The sequence below is a fragment of the Novosphingobium sp. 550D genome (assembly GCF_057401885.1).
In genome coordinates this window covers 1,632,409-1,658,992 of sequence record NZ_CM171613.1, presented here as the reverse complement: position 1 = coordinate 1,658,992, position 26,584 = coordinate 1,632,409, and the positions used below count along the sequence as shown (strand labels likewise).

General features: G+C 63.0%; 23 protein-coding genes. 10 read left to right on the top strand and 13 right to left on the bottom strand.

What is annotated here, in order from left to right; translation table 11 throughout:
* Positions 1 to 2: 2 nt before the first annotated feature.
* Together AC2S2E_RS07800 and AC2S2E_RS07795 are read left to right on the top strand one after the other, a co-directional pair.
* Positions 3 to 539: a cupin domain-containing protein gene (locus tag AC2S2E_RS07800; RefSeq protein ID WP_486524363.1), complete on the top strand. Its 537-nt coding sequence runs from the start codon at positions 3 to 5 to the stop codon at positions 537 to 539.
* Positions 540 to 563: 24 nt separating this feature from the next.
* Positions 564 to 1,316 carry an SDR family NAD(P)-dependent oxidoreductase gene (locus AC2S2E_RS07795; protein WP_486524362.1) on the top strand — a complete coding sequence of 251 codons (753 nt, stop codon included), beginning with the start codon at positions 564 to 566 and terminating at the stop codon, positions 1,314 to 1,316.
* 27 nt (positions 1,317 to 1,343) lie between these two features.
* Here AC2S2E_RS07795 and AC2S2E_RS07790 read toward each other — a convergent pair whose 3' ends face one another.
* The 4 genes from AC2S2E_RS07790 to AC2S2E_RS07775 all read right to left on the bottom strand — a co-directional run bounded on the left by AC2S2E_RS07790 (position 1,344) and on the right by AC2S2E_RS07775 (position 8,026).
* Positions 1,344 to 2,573: an MFS transporter gene (locus AC2S2E_RS07790; protein WP_486524361.1), complete on the bottom strand. Its 1,230-nt coding sequence runs from the start codon at positions 2,571 to 2,573 to the stop codon at positions 1,344 to 1,346.
* A gap of 21 nt (positions 2,574 to 2,594) precedes the next feature.
* Entirely contained in the window at positions 2,595 to 4,469 is a 1,875-nt protein-coding gene (locus tag AC2S2E_RS07785; protein WP_486524360.1) for a bifunctional sugar phosphate isomerase/epimerase/4-hydroxyphenylpyruvate dioxygenase family protein, read from the bottom strand.
* Positions 4,466 to 5,344 (bottom strand): shikimate dehydrogenase, encoded by an 879-nt coding sequence (locus AC2S2E_RS07780; protein ID WP_486524359.1) that lies wholly within the window; start codon positions 5,342 to 5,344, stop codon positions 4,466 to 4,468. Before AC2S2E_RS07780 ends, AC2S2E_RS07785 begins: the two co-directional genes overlap by 4 nt.
* A 255-nt stretch (positions 5,345 to 5,599) precedes the next feature.
* Positions 5,600 to 8,026: a TonB-dependent receptor gene (locus AC2S2E_RS07775; protein ID WP_486524358.1), complete on the bottom strand. Its 2,427-nt coding sequence runs from the start codon at positions 8,024 to 8,026 to the stop codon at positions 5,600 to 5,602.
* Between the two features lie 254 nt (positions 8,027 to 8,280).
* Here AC2S2E_RS07775 and AC2S2E_RS07770 point away from each other — a divergent pair, with 254 nt between their 5' ends.
* From AC2S2E_RS07770 to AC2S2E_RS07760, 3 genes are read left to right on the top strand one after another with little or no spacing between them, the layout of a single operon-like run.
* On the top strand, positions 8,281 to 8,925 hold the full coding sequence (locus tag AC2S2E_RS07770) for a TetR/AcrR family transcriptional regulator (RefSeq protein ID WP_486524357.1): 645 nt from the start codon (positions 8,281 to 8,283) through the stop codon (positions 8,923 to 8,925).
* Entirely contained in the window at positions 8,922 to 9,746 is an 825-nt protein-coding gene (locus AC2S2E_RS07765; protein ID WP_486524356.1) for a sugar phosphate isomerase/epimerase family protein, read from the top strand. Before AC2S2E_RS07770 ends, AC2S2E_RS07765 begins: the two co-directional genes overlap by 4 nt.
* Positions 9,739 to 11,403 (top strand): FAD-dependent oxidoreductase, encoded by a 1,665-nt coding sequence (locus AC2S2E_RS07760; protein ID WP_486524355.1) that lies wholly within the window; start codon positions 9,739 to 9,741, stop codon positions 11,401 to 11,403. The genes AC2S2E_RS07765 and AC2S2E_RS07760 overlap by 8 nt, the downstream gene beginning before the upstream one ends.
* Positions 11,404 to 11,410: 7 nt before the next feature.
* Here the strand turns inward: AC2S2E_RS07760 and AC2S2E_RS07755 are convergent, their stop codons facing one another.
* Complete coding sequence (locus AC2S2E_RS07755) at positions 11,411 to 12,784, bottom strand: APC family permease (RefSeq protein WP_486524354.1); 1,374 nt, start codon at positions 12,782 to 12,784, stop codon at positions 11,411 to 11,413.
* Positions 12,781 to 13,815, bottom strand: coding sequence for an agmatinase (gene speB, locus AC2S2E_RS07750; RefSeq protein WP_476101654.1), 1,035 nt, complete (start codon positions 13,813 to 13,815; stop codon positions 12,781 to 12,783). The genes AC2S2E_RS07755 and speB overlap by 4 nt, the downstream gene beginning before the upstream one ends.
* Before the next feature lie 122 nt (positions 13,816 to 13,937).
* Between speB and AC2S2E_RS07745 the strand changes: the two genes are divergently transcribed.
* Entirely contained in the window at positions 13,938 to 14,945 is a 1,008-nt protein-coding gene (locus tag AC2S2E_RS07745) for an Ldh family oxidoreductase (RefSeq protein ID WP_486524353.1), read from the top strand.
* Here AC2S2E_RS07745 and AC2S2E_RS07740 read toward each other — a convergent pair.
* The 3 genes from AC2S2E_RS07740 to AC2S2E_RS07730 form a co-directional block, all read right to left on the bottom strand.
* Positions 14,942 to 15,466, bottom strand: coding sequence for a MarR family winged helix-turn-helix transcriptional regulator (locus AC2S2E_RS07740; protein WP_476101650.1), 525 nt, complete (start codon positions 15,464 to 15,466; stop codon positions 14,942 to 14,944). The two genes, AC2S2E_RS07745 and AC2S2E_RS07740, sit on opposite strands and share 4 nt — an antisense overlap.
* Before the next feature lie 207 nt (positions 15,467 to 15,673).
* A complete protein-coding gene (locus AC2S2E_RS07735) occupies positions 15,674 to 17,191 on the bottom strand; it encodes a DUF4139 domain-containing protein (RefSeq protein WP_486524352.1) in 1,518 nt (505 codons plus the stop codon).
* Positions 17,192 to 17,193: 2 nt separating this feature from the next.
* On the bottom strand, positions 17,194 to 18,690 hold the full coding sequence (locus AC2S2E_RS07730; protein ID WP_486524351.1) for a DUF4139 domain-containing protein: 1,497 nt from the start codon (positions 18,688 to 18,690) through the stop codon (positions 17,194 to 17,196).
* Positions 18,691 to 18,765: 75 nt separating this feature from the next.
* Between AC2S2E_RS07730 and AC2S2E_RS07725 the strand changes: the two genes are divergently transcribed.
* Together AC2S2E_RS07725 and AC2S2E_RS07720 are read left to right on the top strand one after the other, a co-directional pair.
* Positions 18,766 to 19,914: a DUF2157 domain-containing protein gene (locus tag AC2S2E_RS07725; RefSeq protein WP_486524350.1), complete on the top strand. Its 1,149-nt coding sequence runs from the start codon at positions 18,766 to 18,768 to the stop codon at positions 19,912 to 19,914.
* Positions 19,914 to 20,435 (top strand): GDYXXLXY domain-containing protein, encoded by a 522-nt coding sequence (locus AC2S2E_RS07720; RefSeq protein ID WP_486524349.1) that lies wholly within the window; start codon positions 19,914 to 19,916, stop codon positions 20,433 to 20,435. Before AC2S2E_RS07725 ends, AC2S2E_RS07720 begins: the two co-directional genes overlap by 1 nt.
* A 31-nt stretch (positions 20,436 to 20,466) precedes the next feature.
* Here AC2S2E_RS07720 and AC2S2E_RS07715 read toward each other — a convergent pair whose 3' ends face one another.
* Both AC2S2E_RS07715 and AC2S2E_RS07710 read right to left on the bottom strand, forming a co-directional pair.
* Positions 20,467 to 21,498: a winged helix DNA-binding protein gene (locus AC2S2E_RS07715; RefSeq protein WP_486524348.1), complete on the bottom strand. Its 1,032-nt coding sequence runs from the start codon at positions 21,496 to 21,498 to the stop codon at positions 20,467 to 20,469.
* A gap of 215 nt (positions 21,499 to 21,713) precedes the next feature.
* On the bottom strand, positions 21,714 to 23,003 hold the full coding sequence (locus AC2S2E_RS07710) for an adenylosuccinate synthase (RefSeq protein WP_476101638.1): 1,290 nt from the start codon (positions 23,001 to 23,003) through the stop codon (positions 21,714 to 21,716).
* Positions 23,004 to 23,235: 232 nt separating this feature from the next.
* Between AC2S2E_RS07710 and AC2S2E_RS07705 the strand changes: the two genes are divergently transcribed.
* On the top strand, positions 23,236 to 24,177 hold the full coding sequence (locus AC2S2E_RS07705; protein ID WP_486524347.1) for an alpha/beta hydrolase: 942 nt from the start codon (positions 23,236 to 23,238) through the stop codon (positions 24,175 to 24,177).
* On the opposite strand, the gene AC2S2E_RS07700 is transcribed toward AC2S2E_RS07705, so the two are convergent.
* A complete protein-coding gene (locus AC2S2E_RS07700; RefSeq protein ID WP_486524345.1) occupies positions 24,174 to 24,917 on the bottom strand; it encodes an SDR family oxidoreductase in 744 nt (247 codons plus the stop codon). The two genes, AC2S2E_RS07705 and AC2S2E_RS07700, sit on opposite strands and share 4 nt — an antisense overlap.
* An 88-nt stretch (positions 24,918 to 25,005) precedes the next feature.
* Here AC2S2E_RS07700 and AC2S2E_RS07695 point away from each other — a divergent pair, with 88 nt between their 5' ends.
* Complete coding sequence (locus AC2S2E_RS07695; RefSeq protein ID WP_486524344.1) at positions 25,006 to 25,410, top strand: winged helix-turn-helix transcriptional regulator; 405 nt, start codon at positions 25,006 to 25,008, stop codon at positions 25,408 to 25,410.
* On the opposite strand, the gene AC2S2E_RS07690 is transcribed toward AC2S2E_RS07695, so the two are convergent.
* Complete coding sequence (locus tag AC2S2E_RS07690) at positions 25,407 to 26,525, bottom strand: ATP phosphoribosyltransferase regulatory subunit (protein WP_476101630.1); 1,119 nt, start codon at positions 26,523 to 26,525, stop codon at positions 25,407 to 25,409. The two genes, AC2S2E_RS07695 and AC2S2E_RS07690, sit on opposite strands and share 4 nt — an antisense overlap.
* Positions 26,526 to 26,584: the final 59 nt, after the last annotated feature.

The following is a 26,584-nucleotide window of genomic DNA, read 5'->3' as shown; positions in this document are numbered from 1 at the left end:
CCATGGAAATGTCCGATTCCGGCCTGCCGCCGATCCAGCGCGTGGTGACCGGCCATGACGAAAACGGCCGCGCCATTTTCAAATCCGAAGACATCACCCCAACCAAAATGATCCCCAGCGGTGACGCCAGCTTTCTGACCATCTGGTCGACCGAAACGGTGCCTGCCGACCTGAATGACGAACGCGACGGGCGCGATCTGCCCACAGGTCTTACGCTGGAGCGCGGCAGCGTGATCCACATCACCGACATGCTGCCGGGCAAGGAAAGCCCGATGCACCGCACCAACAGCATCGATTACGGCATCGTTTTAAAGGGCGAAGTCGAACTGGAATTGGAGGACGGACGCAAAAAGACCATCCGCGAGGGCGGCATCATCATCCAACGCGGCACCAACCACCTGTGGCGCAACACAACCGATTCTGTCTGCCGCATCGCCTTCATCCTGATCGAGGCCCCCGCCTATCGGCACAATGGCGTGGCACTGGACGAAGCCAAGCCCGAGCAGGTCCGCCCATCCTATGGCGAAACGGGCGAGTGACATGCGCGCAGCGGCGGGGTTAGAATGACCATGTTCGATCTGACCGGTAAAGTGGCGATTGTCACCGGCTCCACCCGCGGCATCGGGCGCGCCATTGCGCAGGCGATGATGGATTGCGGCGCGCGGGTGGTCATCTCCAGCGAGGACGAGGCCGACACCGCCCGCGCGGCGACAGAGATGGGCGCGCTTGGCATCCCATGCGATGTGACCGATGATGCGGCGCTGGGCGCGCTGGTCGATGGCGCGGCGGCGGCGTTGGGGGGCATTGACATTGTCGTGTGCAATGCCGGGACCACGGGCCGCCCCGGCCCCTTTTCCACCATCGATATGGACGATTACACCCGCGTCATGGCCATCAATCTGCGCAGCCAGGTGGTGCTGTGCAATCTGGCCTTTCCGCATCTGCGGGCGCGGGGCGGCAATGCCGTGCTGATCGCCAGCCTTTCGGGCCTGCGCGGCAATGGGGCAATCAACGCCTATGCGCTGGCCAAGGCGGGCGTGGCGCAACTGGCGCGCAATCTGGCGGTGGAATGGGGGCCGGATGGGGTGCGGGCCAATGCCATTTCGCCCGGATTTATCGCCACCGAACTGTCCGCGCCCTTGTTGGCGAACGAGGCGTTTATGACGCGGCGCATGGGCATGACCCCGCTGCGCCGCCCCGGACGGCCCGAAGAAGTCGCGGGCGCGGCCGTGTTTCTGGCCAGCGCGGCGGGCGGGTTTGTAACAGGTCACAATCTGGTGGTGGATGGCGGGACCTTGATCACAGACGGCAGCTGATCCCCGATCGCCACGAAACAGACAGGATCAGACGTCCTTGCTGACGCTGGCCGCCGAAAAGGAGGCAATCAGCAGCGGGCCGCAGAACAGGGCAAAGATCGCCACCAGCGGCCAATGCTGACCCAGCGCCCAGCCGCCCAGCAATGGCCCGGTGAACGCGCCAATCCGGCCAATGCCAAAGGCCCAGCCGATGCCCGTGGCGCGCACCGCATCGGGATAGACCTGCGCGGCCAGCGGATAGAGCATGTTAAAGCCCCCCTGAAGCGTCACGCCCATGACAAAGGCGGCGGCCAGAACACCCCACAGCGGCATAGACACGCCGCCAAAGAACAGGAACACCCCCGCCGTCGCCGCCAACAGAACGCTGCACAGGCGGCGCACGTCATAGCGCGTTCCGGCAATGCTCATCGCCACGGTGCCGGCAAAGGCGCCGAAATTGTAGATCGCGCTGGCGATGATCGCCTGCGTCTGGGGCAGGCCCGCCTCGATCGAAAGTTTCGTGATCCAGCTGGTGATGAAATAGAGCGCCATGAAGCCGCAAATCGTCGCCACCCACAGGCGGATCGAATTGGCGCGGCGCGTGCCGCTGACCACTTCGGCAATGCTGGCCTGTTGGCCCGGTGCGCCCGCGTCCAATCCTGCGGGCAGGACCGAGAGGATCACCGGCACCAGCAGCGCCGAAACCGCCGCCGTGCCCAACAGGATCGCATGCCAGCCAAAGATGGGCAGCGCCCATGCGGTGATGAAGCCGGTGAACATCGCCCCGATGGGATAACCCGCCTGAAGCACGCCGACCGCAAAATTGCGATGTTTGCGCGGGGCCACGCGCGCGGCAATCGCCGAAATACAGGCCAGCACCGTACCGATCCCCGTGCCGATGAAAAAGCGCACAATGGCCAGTTCCATCACCGAATGGGTCAGGCTGGACACCGCCATGGCCACCGCCATCAACGCCATGGCCAAGGCCACCATACGCCGCCGTCCGAACCGGTCCGCCATGGGCGCAAGGCCCAGCCCGCCCAGCGCCATGCCCGCAAGCCCCGTGCTGAACACGATGGCCAGTTCGGCAGGCGAAACGCCCCATTCATTCTGCAACGAGGGCGCGATGAAGGAGACGACCAGCACATCCATGCCATCGGCCATGTTCAGCGCGAAGCACAGCGCGACAATGGCCATCGCCTTGCGCGTCCAATGGTCATCCGCCGCATCAACGGCCGCGTCATGGACAGTATCGGGAGCAGCAGAGACGAAAGCCATTGGGGATCTATCCTTGCAAAATCAGAATTGCACCGGGTCGCGATGGGCGGCCTGAGCATTCAGACGGATCGAGGCATTGGTGGCGCCATAGGCGTCATAGCCGCGCCGCTGGACCACTTCGAAAAAGATGCGCTTGGCCACCGCGCGGCTGTAGAACTGGAAATATTCGCCCGCATCGTCGCGGTCATAGAGGATGTTGTGCTCGGCCATGCGCGCCACCAATTCAGGATCCAGGCCGAAACGGGCCTCCAAATCTTCGTAATAATTGGGTCCGATGGCCAGAAAGGGCAGGCCTGCCGCCTTGGCCCGCGCCGCCACGGCAAAGATGTCGTCGCAGGCAAAGGCGATATGCTGGACCCCGGCGCCAAAGTAATTGTGCAGGAAGCGCGTCGAAAGCGCATTGGCCGCCATCGAACCATTGAGCGTAAAGCGCAAAGGTTTGGCCACGTTCCGGCTTTCCACGGCCTGCGAATAGACGATGCCCATGGGGTCGGAGATTTCAAGCTGGGGCGTTTTGGCGAAATCGAACAGCGCAGTGTAATAGAGCAGCCAGCTGAGCATTTCCTCATATTGCATCGTCTGGGCAATATGATCGATGCGGGTCAGGCCGGTGGCCGCGGCGGGGGTGCTATCGGGAAATTCCTGCGCCCACATATCCGCATCGGTGGCGGCATCCACCAGATAGAACAGCGAACCACCCACCCCGCGCACCGCCGGGATCTGCCATTCATCGGGGGCGACGCTCTGGCTGAAACGGGGGATGTCCAAAGCCTCGGCCCGCGCGATGGCGGCGGATTGGTCATCGACGGCAAGGCCGATGGCGCAGACCGATCCGCCATGGACCATGTCGAAACTGTGGGCCAGACCTTCGGGTTCGGAATTGATGACAAGGTTGATCCCGCCCTGTTGCCAGCGTTCAACCTGTTTGGAACGGTGGCGGCCGGTGCGTTCAAAGCCCAGCGCGGTAAAGATGGTGGTGAATTCCTCGGCCTCGGCATGGCTGGCGGCGAATTCGATGAACTCCACGCCGCGCGGCGCGATGGCGGCGGGCATTTCGGGCGTGCGGCCCAACGAACGCACCGCGCCATCGTGCAAGACCTTCAGCCCCCGCAAACCATCGCGCGCCACCTGACTGGCGGAACCAGCGCGAAAGCGGTCGTTGAAGATTTCAAGGCTCCAATAGCCGTCATAGCCAATGCGCAGCAATTGCGCGGCAAATTCATCCAGCGCAAAGTCGCCCTGACCCGGCATGCAGCGGAAATGGCGGCTCCAGTTGAGCAGGTCCATTTGCAGGCGCGGCGCGTCGGCCCATTGCACGATGAACAGCTTTTCGGCGCGAATATCGCCGATGCTGGCATTGGGAATGTTGCGCGAGAGTGAATGGAAACTGTCGAGCGTCAAGCCCAGCGCGGGGTGATCGACATCGCGCACAAGGCTCCACGCGTCCCGGTGATCGTTAATATGGGTGCCCCATGCCAGCGCCTCATAGGCGATGCGCTTGCCATGTTCGCCCGCGATCCCGGCGATGCGGGACAGATCGGACAGGAGCGTGTCGCGATCCCCCGCCGCATGGGGCGAGCAATTCGAGCAAAGCAGGACCAGATCGGTGCCCAGATCCTCCATCACCGCAAATTTTCGGCGCATCCGTTCCTCGGCCCGCGCGCGCAATTCGGGCGTCAAACCTTCGTAATCGCGGAAAGGTTGCAGCATCGCCACATCCAGCCCCAGATCGCGGCACATCGCCCCGATCTCAACCGCCGATTGTGGGGCGCTGAGCAGATCGTTCTCAAAGATTTCGACCGCCTGATAGCCCGCCGCCGCAATGGCGGAGAGCTTTTCGGCCAGAGTGCCGCTGATGGAAATCGTGGCGATGGAGGAACGGAAAGAGGGGGTCATGCGGCCTGTTCTCCGGCAATATCCGCCAACAGATGCGCCAACATGCGTTCCCGATCAGGCGCAATGCCGGTGATGTGGCGAAAGGCTTCTGCGGCCTGTCCTACCACCATCGACACGCCATTGGCCACCCTTTGCCCCTGTGCCTTGGCCGCCGCCAACAGTTCTGTTTCCAAAGGGAAATAGATAATGTCGGCCAGCCATTGATCCGCGCGCATCAAGGCCGGATCGAACGGAACACCCGGCAATTTGGCCATGCCCACCGGCGTTGCATTGACCACGCCCGCGCATGGGGCAATCGCCGCGCCGACATCACCCGCCACGGTAAAGCGGCAAGTGGGCACCGCCTGTGACAGGCTGTCGGCCAAACGCTGCGCCCGCGCCGCCTCGGGGTCGAACAGAACCACCTCGCCCGCACCCAATTGCGCCAGAGCAAGCGCCGTCGCGCTGCCCGCGCCGCCGGTGCCGATCTGGGCCACAGACGCGCCCGCAATGGAACCAAAGGCGCGTTCGACCAGCCATGAAAAGCCGATCCAGTCGGTGTTCTCGCCGCGCACCTTGCCATCACGAAAGACCAGCGTGTTGACCGCGCCCAGCACGCGGGCCTGATCGCTCAATTCATCGCAATGGTCGATGACCTGCTGTTTGAAGGGAAAGGTCACATTGCTGCCCGAATAGCCGACGTCGGCCATCATGCGCACCACGCGCCCAAGATCGGCATCATCCCAGCCCATCGCGTCGAAATCGAACAGGCGATAGGTCAAAGGAACGCCCAGAGCGCGGGCCTCGGCCTCATGAATCGCGGGCGAGCGACTGGCCCCGATGCCGCGTCCGATCAGGCCGACGGCATGGCTGGAAAAGCTGGAAGATGTGATCATGGCGCAATCTCGAAGGGAAGAAAGACCGGGAGGACATGAGCCGCCCTCCCGGCAGTCAGGGTAGGGAAGAAAGTTTACGCCATACGCCGTTTGATCCACAGCGCCATGGGAGCAGAATAGAAAATAGCCGCCGGCAGCAGATTTCATCCGGCAAATCGGTTCCCAACCAGGACGGCGCCCCCCCACCGAGCAGCCCGCCCTGCAATCCCGCTTTCACAGCAATCGCCGGGTTGGGGCTGTCCGGTGAGAGACGCATCAGAACGACACCGACACCGTACCGCCGACATAGCGGTAGAAGTCACGCGGCAGGGCCTGAGCCACCGCACCGGCGCCGCCGACCGAGCCGGAGATGCGGCGCATACCGGCCACATAACGCTCGTCGAACAGGTTCTTCACATAGAGCCCGAGCTTGTACTTGCCTTCGGGCGAAGTGAAGGTGATCGAGGCATTGGCCACCCCAAACGAAGGACGCCACCAGGGCGAGTTCGGATTGTTGGCATCGGCCAGGTTGGTGAACAAAGTACGGCCCGTCCACGTATAGTTGGACGACACGTTCATGTCCCACGAACCCACCGGCAAGTCATAGCTGCCCGTCAGGCCCCACTTGGCTTCCGGCGCGTTCAAAGGCTTGCCGCCCTTGATGTTGGTGGTGGCCGAAATGAACAGATCGCCAAACTCGTTCTTCGAGAACAGGAAGTTACCCGACAGACGCAGGCGCGGCGTGGGACGCAGCACGATGTCGCCTTCGATACCCTTGGTATAGAGTTTACCCGCCGAACGCAGAACCGGCGCGCCCGAACCGTCCGTGCCCGATGATGAGGTCTGATAACCGTCAAACGTCGTCTTGTACCCGGTCAGGTTGATGGTCAGCTTGCGGTCGAACCACTGGCCCTTGACGCCCACTTCATACGAGGTCGAGGTTTCGGGCGCGGCGGGCAAAGCCGCCATGCCGGCCGCCGTCACGAACATGTCGGCATCCACCGCCTGTCCCTTGTACCCCTTGGCGAACGAAGCATAGGTCATGAAATCGCGGCTGAATTCATAACGCGCGGTGATGCGGCCCAGAACGGCATCATCGCTGAACGTGCGATAGAAATTCCAGTTGGGCGTACCGGCATTGGCGCCGCCGGTCGTGGCCGCACCAATGTGGTCACCATTGGGGCCGGTCACCTTCTTGTGGTCCCACTGCAATTCGTCATGCACGAAACGCACGCCGCCCGTTAGCGTGAACTTGGGCGTCACGTGAATGTTCATGTTCGCAAAGGCGGCGGTGTTGATGTTGCGCACCTTGGTGATCATGTCGGCGAACACATAGGCGTTCGGGTTGGCCACCGTGACCGTGGTGGGCGTCGGGAACACGACATTGCCCGCAATGTTCGAACGCACGCCGCCAATGGTCAGATCACGTTCGGTCAGCGAGTTGTAGTAGAACGCACCCAGGATGTAATCAACCACGCCGCCCGAGGGCGAGGCAAGGCGGATTTCCTGGCTGAACGTGTCGCTCTTTTCCAGGCTGTTGCTTTCCCCGCAAACCAGATTGCCGCTGGTCGTACGGCAGGCAAAGCTGAGAGGGTTGAGCAGCAGCGACTGCATCTTGGCCAGCGCGGCGTCGGCGGTGATGCCGGGATTGGTGGCGCTGTACAATTGCTGGGGCGTCACGCCGGTAAAGGGCGCGTTGGTGCCGTCACGGTCGCGGATCGCAAAGTCGCGATACTGGCGATAGGCCGTGATGCTGGTCAGCGTATATTCGCCAAGGCGCGCTTCGGCGGTCAGCGAAACGCCGCGGTTCTTTTGCCAGCCCACCTGCTGTGTGTCGAAATTGACATAGCGATTGTCCGGGCCGACCGGCGTGCCGGTGAAGGCCGCCGTCACATTGCCGCTGGCCGCGCCTACGCGGATCGGTTCGCCGCAGCAATCGGCCTTGCGATAGGCCCAGTCGCCCGCCAGCGTAAAAGTCAGGCCGTCATAGGGTTCGTACAGGAATTTGCCACGGAAACCATAGGACTGCGAATTGTTGACCGTCGAATTGGTGGCCTTGTTGATGACCAGACCGTCTTCGGTGTGATAATAGCCCGACACGCGGAATGCGGTGGTATCGGACAGCGGCCCGGTCAACATGGCGTTGACACCATATTCATTGTTCTGGGCCGCAACGACTTCGACCTTGCCGCCCAGTTTCTTGCGATCCGGCCCCTTGGTCACGATCACCACGGCGCCTGCCGAAGCGTTCTTGCCCTGCAACGTGCCTTGCGGCCCGTTGAGCACTTCGACGCGTTCCAGATCGTTCAACCCGTCAAAGATCGAGCCGACGCGGGTGTAAACCACACCGTCAACGATGGTGGACACCGAAGGCTCCACACCGACCGAGAAGGTTTCGGTGCCGATACCACGGATCGAGAAGTTGAACAGGCGCGCTTCGTCAGCCGCCTGAAAGTTCAGCGTGGGCGAAATCTGGCCGAATTCCTTGGGCGTCTGAATCGCCATCTTTTGCAGGGTGGCCGCCTCGACCGCCTGAATGGAAACCGGAACCGACTGCAGACGTTCAGAGCGCTTTTGCGCGGTCACAATGATGTCGCCGGTGACATTTTCGGCGGCCGCCGGCGCCTGCGCAAAGGCCGGAGCCGACATCACCATGGCGCATGCCATCGAGACGAACGAAATCTGGGCGTGCAACGCCTTCATAGTCACTCTCCCTATTCAACGATAACCCGATGCGACCGATCTTTGGCTCGCACCCCCGTTGGGCATCGCAATCCTCATCCATGCCCCACCCAATCCGATCACCCCGATGGGCGACAGGACTCACGTCGAGCCACTTGACGGTCCCGTTCTATACGGACCGTTTGGTATGTCAATAACAAACATACTGGTTGGAATGTTATTGCATTCTTTTGCCGCTTGGGCTTAAATAAATCCACGGTTTGGAGAGAATGCCGATGAACGCCGCCCACCAAGATGGCAAAAAGCGTAAACAGCGCGATGCCGAAGCAACCCGTGAAGCCATCCTCCAGGTGGCCACCGAAGAATATGCCCGTGTCGGCCTTCACGGTGCGCGCGTTGAAGAAATCGCGTCGCGCACGGCCACTTCCAAACACATGATTTACTACTACTTTGGCAGTAAAGAGGGCCTGTATCGCGCCGTACTGGCAAAAGCCTATGCCGATTTCCGCAGCGCCGAGACGGCGATCGATTACGACTCGATGGATCCGGCCGATGCGCTGGAACGGCTGATTGCCATTTCTTTTGATACCCATCGCGCCAATCCGCATGTCATCCGCATCATCATGTCGGAAAATCTGGATCAGGGCAGCCACCTGGCCGCCGATGATCAAACGGTGCAGCGGGCCAAGGTGCTGGACGTTACACGCCGCATTCTGGAACGCGGCATCGCATCGGGCGTCTTTGCGCCGGACGTCAACCCTCTACACCTGCACATGTCGCTCAGCGCGCTGTGTTTCCATTTCCATTCGAACCGATACACTTTCGGCACGATCTTTGCGGTCGATTACGAAAATCCCGCTTTTGTCGAAGAACGCCGGACCGAGGTAATTCGGACCTTGATGAAAAGGTGCCTCAAATGACATCCGCCAAGCCCGGACGGGCCATCTCGCTGGCCGCGCTGACCGTGCTGGAGGCGGGGCCGGTGGAAACGATCCGCATCGCTTCGGCCTGTGGTTACTCCCATGTCGGCCTGCGCCCCGTGGCGGCAACGCCTACCGAAACCCATTGGCCGATGTTGGCCGATGCCAAAATCGCCGATGAAATCGCCCGCGTGCTGAAGGGCGAAGGGGTGGGCGTGCTGGATGTGGAAATCCTGCGCCTGACCGATGCGATCGATTGGGATCTGGTGCGCTCCACCGCCGATTATGCCGCAACCGTCGGGGCGGCGCGTATCCTTGTCGCCGACAATGACCCCGATCCATCGCGCAGCCGCGACAATCTGGGCCGCATGGGCGAGATTGCCGATGCGGTGGGCGCGGTGGTGGCGCTGGAATTCATGCCATGGACCCATGCGCCCAATCTGGCCGCGGCAAGAGTGCGGACGCAGGGGTTGCGGGGCGTTGCCATGTTGATCGACTCTTTCCATCTCGTTCGTTCGGGCGGCACGGTCGATGAACTGGTCGCGGATGATCCGGCCATCTCCTATCTGCAACTATGCGACATTGCCGGGCCGATCCCCGACATGGACGCCATCCTTGCCGAAGCCCGCGCCAACCGCCTGTTCCCCGGCGAAGGCGAGATCGACATGCTGGGCATTCTCGCCCGTTATCCCACCCTGCCCATCAGTCTGGAAATTCCGGCGGACCGTTTGCGGCTGAACGGCGTCGGCCCGCGTGAACGCGCCGCCTTGGCCATCACAGCAATGCGGCGCGTTCTGGAAAAGGCGGGACAGCATGGCTGAATGCGACCTGTTGGTCATCGGGTCGGGCGCGGCGGGGCTTTGCGCGGCGGCGACCGGGGCGATTAATGGCCTTGACGTTATCGTTGCCGAACGCGCGCCGGTGTTGGGCGGGACGACGGCGTGGTCGGGCGGCTGGATGTGGCTGCCGCGCAATGAACTGGCCGTGGCGGCGGGCATTGTCGAACCGCGAGAGGCGCCGCGTGATTACCTTGCCGCCGTGCTGGGCAATCGGTTCGATCCGGCGCGCATTGACGCCTTTATCGATACGGCTCCGTCGATGGTGTCCTTTCTGACCCAACACGGTTTCGTGTTCGAGGCGGGCAACAGGATCTGCGACATCTATGGCGATCAACCCGGCGCAGGCACGGGCGGACGATCCCTGATCGCGGCGGCCTATGATGCAAGCGTGCTGGGCGAAAAACTGAACCTGTTGCGCCTGACCAAGCGGGAAACATCGTTTCAGGGCATGCCGATACAGGCGGGGCCGGATCTGGGCGCGTTCCTTAACGCTACGCGGCGGCCGGCGGCCTTTGCCCATGTGGCGCGGCGTCTGCTACGTCATGGCTGGGAAATGGCGCGTTACGGGCGAGCGACGACGTTGCTCAACGGCGTGGCTTTGATTGCACGGTTGTTTGAACTGGCCGACCGGCATGGCGCGCGATGGATGGTGTCGTCGCCAGCCGTCGAATTGATCCACAGCGATGGGCGCGTCACCGGCGCCGCCCTGCAAACACCCCATGGCCGCGAAATCATCCATGCCCGGCGAGGCGTTGTTCTAGCCACCGGCGGCATTTCGGCCAGTCCGGCCCTGCGCGCGCAATATTTCCCCCATGCGGATAACCACGAAACGCTGGCCGTGCCCGAGGCCGATGGTGCGGGACTGGCGCTGGCCCGGCCATTGGGGGCCGATTTTGTCGATGATCTGGCCGCCAATGGCGCGTGGTGTCCGGTCAGCCATGTGACATGGCCCGATGGCACGCGCGGCATTTTCCCCCATATTATCGAGCGCGGCAAACCCGGCGTCATTGCCGTGCGCGCCGATGGTCGCCGTTTCGTGAATGAGGCCAATGGCTATCACGATTATGTCCGCGCCCTTCTGGCCGCGACGCCCGATGGCGAGGTGGCGCGTTCATGGATGATCTGTGACCATGCCTTTATCCGGCGCTGGGGTCTGGGCATTGTTCGCCCCGGTCCCTTGCCGATGGGCTATTGGTTGAAAAGCGGCTATCTCCACCGCGCGCCGACCCTTGAGGCGTTAGCCACGAAATTGGGCATTGCGCCGCAATTGGCGCAGACCGTGGCCGACTATAACAAGGGTGCGCGTGAAGGGCGCGACGAACAATTCGGTCGCGGATGGTCGCCCTATAACCGGTATCAGGGCGACCCGGAACGAGCGCCCAACCCCAATGTCGCCCCCATCGAACATGGCCCGTTCTATGCCGTCGAGGTCATTCCGGGCAGCTTTGGCAGCTTTGCCGGATTGCGCACCGATGCCGATGCGCGTGTGCTGCGCGGCGATGGATCGCCCATCCCCGGCCTGTTTGCCGCAGGCGCCGATATGGCCAGCATCATGGGGGGGCACTATCCGGCGGGCGGCATCAACCTTGGCCCCGCCATGGTGTTTGGCCACCGCGCCGCGCTGGCCGCCGCGCCATAGGCGCCGGTCACCGCTTGCCAAACCAGCCCAGCAGCAGCCCAATCGCGCCCCACCCGGCCATCAGCATGATTTCCAAGGGCAGGCCAAGGCTGAGGCGAAAGGGTTCCCACACCGCCAACCCCGCCACCACCACCGCGCCCAGCGCTACGGGGGCCAGAACCTTTAACCCGCCGCGCAGGCGATAGGCCGGTTCAAACCCGCCCTGCATGCCCCGCAATCGCCACAGTGCCAGCAAGGCCATGGCCGCAATCGCGGTGTTGCAGATCGTGCCCATCGAAATGATCGGCCCGATCGCCCCCCTGCCCGCCAGAACGCCCAGCGCGGCAATGGCCCCCACCAACAGCGCCGCATTGCGCGGGGCGCCATGTTGCGGCGTGATCCGCGCCAGAAAGGGCGGCAGGAATCCGGCCCGCCCCTGTGCCAACAAGACGCGCGTGGCCGACAGATGCATCGCGTTCCATGTCTTGAGCAAAGAGGCCAGCGCCACAATCAGCAAGGCCCGCGTCGCCATCCCGTCGGGCAGCGCATGGTCAAAAGCCGCCGCCACCGGCAAGGCCCCGGTGGTCAATTCACGCCACGGCACCAGCGCCGAGGACGCCGCGATCATCGCGCTGTAAAACAGCGCCGCCACCACCACGGCCAACATCATCGCGCGGGCCACGCTGGCAAAGCTGGTGCCCTCGGCGCGTTCCTCCACAGCGGAGGCGGCGGGCTGAAACCCATTGAGCCACATCACCGCCACCGGCATCAGCGAAATCAGCCCCAACACCAGCGAATCGCCATGATGCGCGGGGGTGAATAAAGGCTGCCAATGCGACACATTGCCGCGCATCAGGCCCAGCCCCGCCAGCAGGGCCGAAGCGCCGAGGAAGGAAAAGGTGACCAGCTTCTGAAACCCCACCGCCAGCCTTGCCCCGCTGGCGTTAAGGAAGGTCATCAGCGCGACGCCCGAAAGGCCCACCACCAGATCGACCGCCGAAATCACTTTGCCAAACAGAGTATAGAGCGGCACGACCCGGCCCAGCGGCGGGATCAGATTGCCCAGAAACCATGCCGAGGTCAGACCTTCGAACACACAGATCCCGATGAAATAGAGCGTCAGGAACCAGCCGGTAAAAAACCCCGCCCATCCGCCAAAGGCCGCCTCGACAAAGACCGATTCCGATCCCGCCCGCGGCACCCGCGCCATCAATTCGGCATAGGCCCCCGCCATCGGCACCATCATCACGCACATCGCAATGAACGCCAGCATCGCCCCGCCTGGCCCGGCCGGGGCAACCCATTCGCCCATCAGCACCATCCACGCCGAACCGACAATCGTGCCAAAGGCCAGCACGAAATAGCCCGGCGCGGTGATCCGGCGAGCGAGGCCCATTGTCATGTACGAAGCGCCACCAGACAGAGCAATTGGAACAACATCTGCGCCCCGGCCTGTGCGGTGATGGTGCCGGTGTCATATTCGGGGGCGACCTCGACCACATCGCCGCCGATGATATCGATGCCCGCCATCCCGCGCAGGATGGCCAGCGCCTCCCTCGTGGAAAGCCCGCCGACCTCGGGCGTTCCGGTGCCGGGGGCAAAGGCGGGGTCCAATCCGTCCACGTCAAAGGTGACATAGGTCGGGCCATCGCCCACCACTTCGCGCGCCTTTTGAATCACCCATGCCACGCCGCGCTCATGCACATCCTCGGCATGGATGACGGTCATGCCGCTGGCATAGGAAAATTCCCAGAGATATTCCGCGCCGCCGCGAATGCCGATCTGGATGCAGCGTTTCGGGTCCAGTACGCCCGCCAGAACCGCCTCGCGAAAAGGGGCGCCGTGGTGGAATTTCGACCCTTCGTAAATGCCGCCCGTGTCGCAATGGGCGTCAATATGGACCATGCCCATCGGCCCGCACCTTTCGGCAAGGCCCTTCATGATCGAACCCGTGATCGAATGATCGCCCCCCACCGACAGGGGAATCGCCCGCGTGCGTGCCACGGTGCGATAGGCCGCTTCGATATCGGCATGGCATTGGGCCAGATCATAGCGGCTTTGCATCGGCACATCGCCGACATCGGCGACGCGCAAATGGTTCATCGGCGCCACGCGCAGCGCATGTTCATACGGCCCGATCCGGTCCACCCCCCGCACCGCGCGCGGGCCATAGCGCGCACCGGGCCGGTTGGTGACGCCCAGATCCATCGGCACCCCGATCAACGCCACATCCAGCCCGCGCAACATCTCGTAATTCAGCCCGCCCGCCATATAAGGCGCGCCCAACAGGGTGGAGGGATTGGCAAAGGGCCACTGGCGTTTATCGCCATCCTTGAAATTCAACCCGGCCACTTCGCGGAAATGGGGGTCGTGAATATCGGCCCCTCCGGCCCCGGCATATAATCGGCGCAAGTCGTCCAGATCGAGCGGCATCGGTAATCACCCCTGTTTTATTATAGGGTCAAATGGCCACGCGCGCGCGGGCCCGGCAATCGGGCAAATGGCGTATGCGGGGCGCTCTGGCTTAAAGAACAAGAGGCGCGCACAATGGAGGCATGGAACATATCCCCTTTGCCGATTTGGTCAATTTACTTGCCCGCATCTTTGCCGCGCATGGGTGCAGCACGCGGGTTGCCGCCATTCTGGCCGAAAATTGCGCGGGGGCCGAACGCGATGCGGCGCATAGCCATGGGCTGTTCCGGATCGAGGGCTATGTCTCCACCTTGCAAAGCGGGTGGGTGGATGGCGCCGCCGCCCCGGTCATCAGGGATGATGGCGGCTCGCTGATCCGCGTGGATGCGGCCAATGGCTTTGCCCAGTCGGCGCTGGCGCTGGTCACGCCGATCGCGATGGAACGGGTGCGCACGCATGGTGCCTGTGTCGTTGCAATCAGCAGGTCGCATCATTTCGCCGCCCTGTGGCCCGATGTCGAACCCTTTGCCCGCCAAGGTCTGGTCGCGCTGTCCATGGTCAATTCCATGGCGGTGGTGGTGCCGCAAGGGGCACAGCGCCCCGTCTATGGCACCAACCCTCTGGCCTTTGCCGCGCCGCGAGAGGATGGGGGCATTTTAGTGTTCGATCAGGCCGTTTCGACCATGGCGCATGGCGATGTACAGATCGCGCGGCGCGAAGGCCGCACCCTGCCCCCCGGCACCGGGGTGGATGCATCGGGCGCGCCGACCGATGATCCCGCCGCCGTGCTGGATGGCGGGGCCTTGCTGGCCTTTGGTGGGCACAAGGGGGCGTCCATTGCGCTGATGATCGAGATCATGGCCGCCGCGTTGACCGGCGGGGCCTTTTCGCATGAGGTCGATTGGTCCGCCCATCCCGGCGCGCAAACGCCCTGTACCGGACAGGTGTTAATCCTGATCGATCCGGCGCGGGGCGCATCGCTTGACGGCTTTACTGCAAGGGTCGAGGTGATGCTGCGCGCTCTGTCCGAGGCGGGACAGGAACGCCTGCCCGGTGATCGCCGATTTGCCGCAAGGGCGCGGGCCATGGCCGAAGGCGTGCCGGTCCCGCGCGAAAGGATGGAACAGTTGCGCCGCCTTGCGGGCGATTAGCCCAGCTTGCGCCCGGCCTGAATCTTTTGCAGCAATTCCAGCGCCATGCCCATTTCCGCCTCGGTCAGAACACCGGCAAAGGCGTTTTCAATCGGCACCACAACCTTTTGCGCCTCGGCCAGAGCAAGTTTGCCCGCTTCAGTAATGAACAGGCCTTGTGCGCGGCGGTCGCTTTCAATGCTTTCCAGAACCAGCAGATTCTTGCGCGTCAGGCTGGCGATCATCTGGTGAATGGTGGCGCGGCGCATGCGGAACAGGCGCGCCAATTGCGATTGCGTCACGCCCGGATTGGCCTGAACCAGCCACAGGATCGAGGTCTGCTTGGGCGTCAGATCCATCAGGCGCAGCGCCGGGTCCAGATCGAACGAGAGCGCGGCATAGGCAATGCCCAGATTGAACCCCAGCAGGCTTTCCAGCCCCGCCGTATTGATCGCGCCCGCCAGCCCATCGTTTTCGGGCATGTCGATTTCCGAAACATCAACATCGTTCAACCGACGACGAGGAGCGCGAGTGTCGAGCACGGCTTGGGGGGACCTTTCTGGGTGGTAGTGCCAATGACTGTATGGAATATATACAGATTGGACGCCATTGCCAATTTGTGCAGTTGCACGCAAGGCTGATGGCCCATTTTGCGCGTGCAAAATGCGCACCAAACCTTGCGATTTGCGCGGGAATTGGCGGATTTGGCGACGGCATGGGCCAAAATGCCCATGCATTTCAACGCGGCATCAACGGGGCATTTGCAATCGATAACTTAACGTGACTTTGCCCCCTGCCGGAATGGTCGCGGCCCAAAGGGCGTGGCCATCCTGTCGTCCCAGCTTTGTCGAAGGTGCAACGATCCGCGCGCCATCGGGCAGAAGCTGTTGCGATTCGAATCGGACCGGCCAACGGTTGGCATTGGTGGCCGTGGCGGTGATCGCCACCACGCGGTCGCTGATCCGCCTTGTCCGGGTTGCCAGATGGACCTGGGGCGACGCGCCAATCTCGACATTGGCCGTTTCGCCCACGGCCTTGTCCTCCATCGCCCCCGCGCCCACCGGCAAGGCCGCCGTGCCCACCTGCTGAACCACCGCCACGCCCCCTGCGGGCAGAGCAAGGCCCAGACCGTCGAGCTTGCGGTTTTCCATCCGAAGGCGAAGGCGCGCCTGCTGGTCCGCCTCTTCTTCATCACCGGCATTCACATCGGCGCGGTGGATGAGGGCCAGTTTCACCCGACGCGCCGCCATCAACGCCACCTGCTTTTGCCCATGGGCCGCCACATCGGTCGGCATCGGCACGCGATAGAGACGCAGATCGCCCAGCACTTCCTCTTTCACGACCACCGGGGCCATCATGCGCTTGCTCCCCGTGACCATGATGTCGGCCTCCATCATCACCGCCGGTGGAGGCGCAGACAAGGGCGGCGCAACCATGGGGGAGGGAACAACAGGCGAAAGCTGACAATGCAACACCAGTTCTTCCGGCTCCTCCCCGCGTTCCCGCGTTTCGTCAAAGGCCGGCTTTCCGCCCACCACCGCGGCCTGCGCCTGCGCAAATCCGGTCGTGTCGCCATTGGCCAGCGTGACCCACGCGGTCATCTCCGCCTCACGCGCACCGGGGGCCAGTTTGACGACATAATGCGCCTGCCAATCAAAACCCCATGCCAGATAGGACAGTTTCACCCGCGCCTTTTGCGCCGTGGCGGCATGGGTGGCGATGGAAAGCGTGGGCCGCGCATTCAACCCTTCGCTCAGGCCGTCATAGGCAATGGCATCCTTCAACCCGCCGCAACTGGCGATTTCGAACCCGGATTTGGTCTGGACAATCGCCGCGCCATCGGGGGCGGAACGGATGATCGCGGATTCCTCATGCACGCGCCCCTTGGCATCCGTTCGGCGCAGAGTGACCGGGCGGCCAAAGGCGCGCCCATAGAGATTACGCGGCGACAGCAATTGCGCATCAAGGTTCTTTTCCGAAACCCCCGCGCCCAGCCCTTCGACAATCGCGGTTTCGGCCATCATCCCGGCCGCAACGCCTTCAAACCGGATCGTGGCATCGCCCGCCGGGATCGTCACCTCGCGCTCCTCGGAAATCAGCGCATAGCCTTCGAGCCATTCCGGGTCGATGGGCGTATCGGCCCCGCGATCGGGCGCGCGATAGATCGTCACCGCCACCTTGGCCGGGGCGGCGGATGTCACGACCTGTTGGGCCGAAACCGGCGTCGAGGCCAAAAGCGCCGCCCCCAGCGCAATCCTGTATCGCACGATCAATACCGCGTATCGATCTGCGCGGTCAGATTGACCGAGCCTTGCACCGGGATGGTGATTTTCCAGACGCGTTCATCGGCATTGCGTTGTTCGCCACGGACGCTTTCGGCGGAAATGCGCGTGTCATGCCACCCGCGATCCAGCCCCGCCTGCACCACTTCAACCGTCACCGGCACCGCCCGCGCATTGGTCAGGCGATAGGCCATATGCGTGCGCCAGAAGGTCTTGGGCGCGTCCACTGTCACATTCTGCGCCTTGCCATCGGCGGTGATGCGGTATTGGGCGACGCGTTCCCATTCGGTGGAATCGATCTTCTCGCGTTTTTCGACCGTGGGTTGGATCTTCACATCAAACGCATCACCGGTTTTCAGCGCAAGGATCGAGCCCATCGGCGTGTGGGTGATATTGTCTTCACCCACGAATTGCGGGGCGCCGGTGGCATCGCGCATATAGACGCGCACCGTCCCGGCGGGCAGCGCGTCACCCAAACCCTTGTTGTCTGGCCCGGCCTCTCGCCCGGTCGAGAAATTGAGGACGCTGGCAAAGCTCTGCGCTTCATCCTGCGTGGCCAGCCATGCGTTGCGATACCAATAGGATTTGTGTGCCGCCGCGCCCTTTACGTCCAGAAAGCTGACCTGCTTTTGCTGCGCCTGCGCCAAGGTCGTCGGGTTGGCGATGGGGTAGAGGTAGAAATCGCCCACCTGTTCGCGCGGGGCGGCCTGTGTGCCGACGACGCCAATGGGGCGGGCCGGGCGGAAACGGGGCTGTTCCGCCCCATCACCCACCGCGCCCGCCACCAGCAACAATTTCGCCGCCGGATAGGATGTGCCGCTGGTGTTGTTCAGCGTCACCCAGCCTTGTACATCCAGTTTGCCCGCCTTTTCATCGAACATGGCGACATAGTCGGCCTTCCAACTGAACCCCCGCGACAGATAGGACAGCGACACCGGACGCCGCCCGCCCTGCGCCGCATCCAGCGTGACCGAAAGCGTCGGGCGCGCCTTGAGGCCCTCTGGCAGAGTATCGAAGACCAACCGCGCATCCATATCGCCCAGCACCTCGATCCGATTACCGATCTGGACCAGCGTGCCATTGTTATTGGCCAGAATCGTGCCGCGCTCGGTCGTTTCAACGCCGGTGGCGCGGTTGGTGCGGATAATCGTCACCTGTTGCCCGACGCCTTTGTCCACCAGCCTTTCGGGGCTGAGAAGATCGTAGTCGAAATTCTGCTCAACCACGCCTGCGCCGGGGGCGGCGATAGTGACGGTTTCCGGGCGGATTTGCGCCGCGACATCGGCAAATTCCTGCACCGCACGTCCCTTGGGCAAATCCAGTTGGCGAAGGTCCTGAACCAATGCCAGATCATTGTTATAAATGGTGATTGACACCTGACCCTGCGCCGAATTGGGCGCGGCGGCCATCGCCGGGGCCGCATATACAGCGCCCAATGCGCCCAACAGCACGGGAGCCAAATTCACCAAACGCCGCCTGTTCATTGCATCGCCCCTTTTCACGGTAACTTCTTTGCCACGTTAGCTTGACCTTTACTGAGGCCACAGCATGATGATTTTATGGCTGAACGCAAACTGAAGGCATGGGTTGCAGCGGGATTGATCGATGCCGCCGCCGCAGACCGCATCCGCGCATGGGAAGCGCAGCATAGCCGACCATTGGCGATCTGGGCGGTTGTGGGCGTGGCGGCGCTGTCGATCGGGCTGGGGGTGATTTCATTGGTCGCGGCCAATTGGGCGGCGATTGATGGGGAAACGCGCCTTGCGCTGCATGGCGCGCTGATGGTCGGATTGGGCGCTGCGCTTTGGGCCTTGCTGGCGCCGGGTGGCGAGAGGACGCGCCGCTGGGGCGAGGCCGGTATTTTCGTGTATGCCGCGCTGGGTCTGGGATTTCTGGGCCATGTCGGTCAGGTCTATCAAACCACATCGCCGACTTGGATGGCCATTGGCCTGTGGCTGGCGCTTTTTGCCCCTCTGTTTCTGGCCTCAGGTCAGGGATGGCTGTCGGCCGCCACTCTGGGCGCGGGGTGTATCGCCCTGCCATGGATGCGATTTGGCGATGCTGCGCTGGGCTTTTGGCCCGGACAACCCGGTCCCGGCGTCATCCGCGCGGCCATTGAATGCAGCCTTCCGGTCATGCTGGCGCCGTTTGGGGCCTGGTTTGGGCGCAATTCCGCGCGGGCTGGGTTCTGGCGGCAATTGGCCTTTATCGGCTTTGGCTATGGCGTCGGCACGGTCAGTTTGTTCGTCATCTCCACCGGCTTTGGCGATTGGTCCCGCACCGATCCGCAAGGCAATGTCGATGCGGCTCTGGTGGCCTCGGCCGCCATGCTCGGCCTTGCAGGGGCGGCATTGTGGATGGCCGACCGCAGCGTTTTGGGAAAGGCCAGCGCTGCGGCGCTGGGCATGTTGGCGCTGTCCATTCTGGCGGCGGATCGTTTGGCGGGGCACAGCTTGATGGTCGGCCTGTTGTTCATGGCCTTGTGGGCGGGGCTGGCCGGTGCCGCCCTGCACGCACAGGCACGCTGGGCCTTTCAGATCGCGGTCGGATGCGTGGCGCTGCGCCTCATCATCCTCGCCTTTGAGGAGGCCGGTGGATTGCTGGCCAGCGGGTTGGGCCTGATCTTGGGCGGTGTGTTGATCCTTGGCGTGGCGTGGGGCGCAATGCGCGTGTCTCGCCGATTTGCCCCGATGCAGGAGCAAGGCTGATGCGCGCACTCCTACGCGGTTTGACCATCCTGCTCCCCCTTGTGGGCCTTGCCTATTGCTGGCAGACCACTCGCCAATCGGCCGCCGAGGGTGTGGAATGGGACGTTGCCGTCACCGGATATGACCCGCGCGACCTGTTGCGGGGCCACTATGTCCGCTTCACCTATGTCTGGCCCGAAGATCCCCTGATCGGAACGGCAGAGGGCAATTCTCCCGCCACCCGCCTCTGCATCGAAGGCGAAGCGCCCAGCATCCGCCGCGCGACCAGGTTGATGACGGGCGATGATGCCTCCGCCTGTAACGGCATTGCCAGTACACCCCTATACCGCCCTGGCACCGTTCAAGCCGGCACCGTGCCCATCGAGGGGCGCCTTTTCATTCCGCAAGCACAGGGGCCGCAAATGGAAAAGGCGCTGAACGATCCCAAGCAGCAGGCGAGCCTGCGATTTCGGTTGAAACGTAATGGGGAAATCGTCCCGATCCGCCTCAGCTTTACCCCCAAGCCGCCGATTTCACACTGAACCGCCGGGGGCTTGACGCCCCCCTTTCCCGTCAAACAGGACGCTGGGGCGAATTACCCAGTTCGGAAAAATAGGCCGCCATCGCATCGGCCGCCTTGTCGGTCAGCGTGATGAAAGCGCGGCGGCGATCCGATTCATCCTCAATCCGCTTGAGCAGACCTGCCTCGGTCATCTGACCGATCCAACGCAGCGCGGTGGTCGGCGGTACGCTTGACGCGATGCACAGGCTGGTGACCGACACCTTGGCCTTTTCCACGTGGGCCGCGGTCAGATCGAGCAGCATGTCCCATGCGGGATCAGCAAAGAGATCACCATCAAAGAAGCGCGCGCGCATCTGGCGCTGGCGGATCACGCGGCGGACCATGCGCGGATCGGGCATTTCGGGCCGGGCCGGGGCGACCAGCTTGTCACCGGCGACATCCTTGCGCGCGGGATCGAAACGGAATGCAGCATTGTTCTGCGCCGGGGTGGCCTGCGCGGGGGCGCCGCCGCCCATGCCGGGCGACAACGTGTTCAGCCTTTCACCAATCTGCGTCACCTGTTCGGTCAGACGCAGCAGGACCATGCGGTCCTCGTCCGACAATTCGCGCACCTTTTTGGCGGGCATACGCGCCATGACCTGACCCAGCGCGATCAGGCGTTCGGCCCGGCTGGGCGCGACCAAAATCTGCGGTTCGGATTGATCAAGGCAGGCAAAGACATCGTCAAGCGCATCCACGCTGGTCGAAACCACCAGCGCCGCACCGGTATGGGCCGAACGGATATCAAGCCGCGACAGCGCCGCCATCACTTCGGCATCCACCACCGGGCAATCCAGCAAAACCACATCGCCCAGCGGCATCGATTCACCCGACAGCAGGCGGGCAATCGGGCTGGCCTCGGCCAGACGGAAACCGGCACCTTCGGCATCTTCGCGCATTTGGTCGCGCAGATGCGCCCGGTCGGCAAAGATCGAAACCTTCATCCGCAGGCCCGAAACATCATGGGTCGAACCGTAAGAAAAATCGTCAGCAGCGTCAGAAAGACCGGCGTAAGAAAATCCCGACTGGGGCGCATTGTACATGATGACCGACTCCGTTCGTCTGGGTAACTCTGTAGGAATACGTAGAAACTATAACAAAGCGGAACGACGTCAAGATCAAAAAAGGAACATTAAGAAAACGAATGAGAACAAACTCTCCGTTTTGGACCTATTAAACCGAAGGTCGGAATCAAAAAGGCCGCCCGATCACCCCATGGGCAATCGAGCGGCCATTTTGCAAACCCTTGAAATCAATATCAATCGATAAAGGGATCGCGCACCAGAATCGTGTCTTCACGTTCCGGGCTGGTCGAAACAAGAGCGACCGGCGTTTCGATCAATTCCTGCACGCGCTGGATATATTTGATCGCCTGTGCGGGCAGATCGGCCCACGAACGCGCGCCAGCGGTCGTATCCTGCCAACCGTCCATTTCTTCATAGATCGGTTCCACAGCGGCCTGATCGGCGGCATGCGAGGGATAGTAATCCAAAACCTTTCCACGCAGACGATAGCCGGTGCAGATCTTGACCTTTTCAAACCCGTCCAGAACGTCGAGCTTGGTCAGCGCAATGCCGGTTACGCCCGAAATGGCGCAAGATTGGCGCACCAGAACGGCGTCGAACCAGCCGCAGCGGCGCTTGCGGCCCGTGACGGTGCCGAATTCATGGCCACGCTCGCCCAGACGCTGGCCCACTTCGTCCTCCAGCTCGGTCGGGAACGGACCCGAACCGACGCGAGTCGTATAGGCCTTCACAATGCCCAGCACGAAACCGGCCGAGGACGGGCCCATGCCCGAACCGCTGGCCGCCGTGCCCGACACCGTGTTCGAGGACGTCACAAACGGGTAGGTGCCGTGGTCAACGTCGAGCAGCACGCCCTGCGCGCCTTCGAACAACACGCGGGCGCCCGCCTTCTTCACCGTGTTCAACCGCTTCCACACCGGTTCGGCAAATTGCAGGACGAAGGGCGCAATTTCCTTCAACTCGGCGATCAGCGCGGCGCGATCGACCGCAGGCTGGCCGAAACCGGCGCGCAATGCGTCGTGATGCGCGCAAAGGCGGTCAAGCTGCGGGTCCAGATCGTCCAGATGCGCCAGATCGCAAACGCGGATCGCGCGGCGACCGACCTTGTCTTCATAGGCCGGACCAATGCCGCGACCGGTCGTGCCGATCTTGCCCGCACCCGCCGCCGTTTCGCGCAACCCGTCCAAATCGCGGTGCATCGGCAGGATCAGCGGGCAGTTTTCGGCAATCGCGAAATTCTCGCGGTTGATGACGACGCCCTGCGATTCCAGCTTTTCCACTTCGGCCTTGAGCGCCCAGGGGTCGAGCACCACGCCATTGCCGATGATCGAGAGCGTGCCGGTCACAATGCCGCTGGGCAGCAGCGAAAGCTTGTACACCTTTTCGCCCACAACCAGCGTGTGGCCCGCATTATGGCCACCCTGAAAGCGCACCACTGCGTCGGCGCGGCTTGCCAGCCAGTCAACGATCTTGCCTTTGCCCTCGTCACCCCATTGGGCGCCGACAACGGTCACATTTGCCATGGATAGAATCCCTCACCCTGCCAAGTAAATCCAGAAGCGCCCTTCGACAGGACTCGGCGCAGCGGATGGGACAGAAAGGGGCACGAGCGCCCCGCTATGCGCGTGCGCCGTTAGCCAGACAGAGGCGCGCCGTCAATGTTGAATCCGGCCCCCATGTCATGCTTCGTCACAACTCTTTGCTGGCCGCGTCGGTCGGGGCTGCATAATCTGGGGCATCAATCTGGGAAATGCGATGATGAAACCTATTCTGCCCCGCATCATGGCCGCGGCCGCGGCCTCGGCCATGTTGGCGGTTTCGGTGCCCGCCGATGCCCAATTCCTGATGGGCGCGATGCTGATGCGCCGCATGACAAAAAATGCGCACAAGGGTCCGCCCGCACCCCCGGCCCCGGCGCATCAGACCATCGCCTATGGCCCCGATCCGATGCAGAATATGGATTTCACCCCGCCCGCCAAGCCCAATGGGGCCGCCCCTCTGGTGGTCTTTGTCCATGGCGGCGGGTGGACACAGGGCAACAAGGACAATGCCACAGGCGGATGGAAAGCGCCGCATTACACCTCGCTCGGCTATGCCTTTGCCAGCATCAATTACCGCCTGGTTCCGCAAGTTCGTGTCGAGGACGAGGCGGGCGATGTGGCCGCCGCTTTGGCCCGGTTGATCGCGGAGGCGGGCAAATTGGGGATCGACCGGCGCCGGATCATCCTGATGGGCCATTCGGCGGGCGCGCATCTGGTGGCTCTGCTGGCAACGGATGAACGCTATCTGGCGCGGGTGGGATTGTCGCAGGCCGATCTGGCGGGCGTCCTGCCGATTGACGGGGCGGCCTATGATGTGCCCACGCAAATGGCGGCGGCGGGGCAGTATATGAAGGGCCGCTATACCCAAGCCTTTGGCGAAGATCCGGCCCGCCAGCGTGACCTATCGCCCATCACCTATGCCGCCGCGCCCAATGCGTCGCGGTTCCTGTTCATCAATGTCCAGCGTCAGGACGGCCTGGCGCAGGCCAAGGCCTTGGCCGAGGCGCTGCGCCAGGCCGGCGCGCAGGTGGAAACCCAGACATTCGAGGGAACCGGACTGCGCGGCCATGTCGAGATCAACCGGCGGCTGGGCGATCCCGATTATGCCGCAACGCCGGTGGTGGACCGCTGGATCAAGGCGATTGTCGGGCGTTAAAGCGCGTTGATCATGGCGATGGTCTGATCCATCCGCCCTTCGATTTCGGCGCGGCGCAGGAATTGCACGCGCTCGACATTGATTTCGGGCGGCGTGGGGTTTTGGGCGAACAGATCCATGACCTCGTTGATAAAATCGGCCAGCGGCAGATAGCCCTCTCGCGTCGCCTGCCCCGGCGTCAGGTCGGTCTGGACGGCGGGCGGGGCCAGCTCAATCACCTCCACCTGTCCGGCCAGCAAGGCGCGCAGGGCCAGCGTATAGGAATGAAGCGCCGCCTTGGTCGCATTATAGGTGGGCGTGGACAGCAGAGGCACAAAGGCCAGCCCCGAAGTCACATTGATAATCGCGGCATTGGCCCGTGTTTTCAGATGCTCGATCAACGCATCCGTCATGCGGATCGGGCCGAGCAGGTTCGACGTGATCATTCCTTCCGCATCGGACAGGTCGCGCGCGGATGTGGCATCTTCAAACCGCATGATGCCCGCATTGTTGATCAACACATTGAGCGAGGGATAGGCCGCGATCACCTGATCCGTGAACCGGGCAATGTCGGCAGGATCATCGATGTCGAGGGTAAAGCCCGCCATGCCCGGATGGGCCGCCGTAATCTCGTCGATCAGCCCCTGACGCCGCCCGGCGATGATGACCTGATTGCCGCCCGCATGAAACCTTTCGGCCAGCGCGCGTCCGATGCCCGATGTGCCGCCGGTGATGAGGATGGTGTTGCCGCTGGTCTGCATGGGATGTCTCCTGTGGAAAGTGCGACAATCCATCTACGCCTTTGCTCTCCGCATTGAAGAAGGCACGTAAAATATTTATACTTACCCGATGGAGAGTGACTTTCCCCCAGAGCATGGCCGCAACTATCCCCCCACCGACCCGCGTGTCGATGCGCTGGTCAATGATCTGATCGGGCGGGTGGCCGACAAATGGACGCTGCTGATTCTGGAGGTGCTGGAGGAAGGCGGCACCTTGCGCTTTACCCAGGTGGGCCGCGCGGTGCCGGGGATCAGCCAGAAGATGCTGACGCAAACGCTGCGCGCGATGGAGCGCGATGGGTTGGTGACGCGGAAAATCCATCCCGTCATCCCGCCGCGTGTAGATTACACGCTGACCCCGCTGGGCCATAGTTTGAGCGCGGCCTTTTGCGGGGTGTGGCAATGGGCCGAGGCGCATTTAAGCGAAGTGGAAAATGCGCGCGGCCGTTTCGATGCCGCGCGCCATTCCGATTAAAGCGCGACGACCTCGCCGCCCTCAAGCCGGTGGGTGCAGCCAAGCTGATCGGCTTCACAGCAATCGCCCAGCGCGGCAACCGTGCGCCAGCCCACGGCGCGAAGACGCGCCGCAGCGGCAGCATCATGGCCAAGCGGCAGGAACAACAGATCACGCGGCGATTCCTGGGCCGCCAGCGCGGTGATCAGCGGATCGGGATAGAGCGAGAAGCCCACCGCCGGTTCCGCCGGTTCGCCCAGAATCGAATAGGAACCGCCACGCGCCACCGCGCCCTGAACCCCATCGGCAAAGATCTGAAAACCGAACCAGCTTTGATATTCGAACCCGTGCCGCTCGGTCGGATCCAGCGTCAGGCGCACACCGGCAGGCAGACGCGCGGCAATCTGGCGCAAGGCCGCGATGCGTTCGTCCAATACTTCGCCCAGCGCCAAGGCTTCGAGACGGGCGATGGCCGAATCCAGAGGCCCGGTGGCGTGGATCAGTGGCAGATAGGCCGCGCCACCTTCGGCAACCAGCGCCCCTGCATCCTTGGCATCCAGTTCACGCCGGACGGCATCCAATTGCGCAGGCGTCAGCGGCCAGGGACCGGCGGCCAGTGCGTCGACCAGACCCGGCATGGTGAAATCGACCGAAATCCCGGTTGCGCCCGCGGCCTGCAACGCCTCGATGGCCACGGCCACCACTTCGCCCGCCGCCGCTGTGCCTGCGTGGCCGATCAGTTCGGCACCGATCTGCAAACGCTCACGCGTGGGGTCGAGGCCGTCGCCCTTGATCGTCGTCACCTGTCCGGCATAGGCCAGACGCAACGGGCGCGGACGGTCCTTCATGCGCGTGACGGCAATGCGGCCCACCTGCGGCGTGATATCGCTGCGCAGCGCCATCATGCGCAGGGAGGCCGGATCGATGAAGCGTACCATGCGGCGCGTCTCGATGCCCGCCATGCGGCTGGCAAGGCTGCGCTCGAACTCGATCCCCGGCGGTTGCACGCGGTCGTAACCATGGCTGTCCAGCACATCCATGATCGCGCGCGTAATACGCGTGGCGGCCGCCGTATCTTGCGGCAGGCGGTCTTCGAGGCCCTCGGGCAGCAAATCGCGGGTTTCGGTGTCCATCATGGGGCGGGCTTTAGCCGGGGTTGGTTCAGGAAGAAAGGGTGAATGCGAGGGTCTAGACC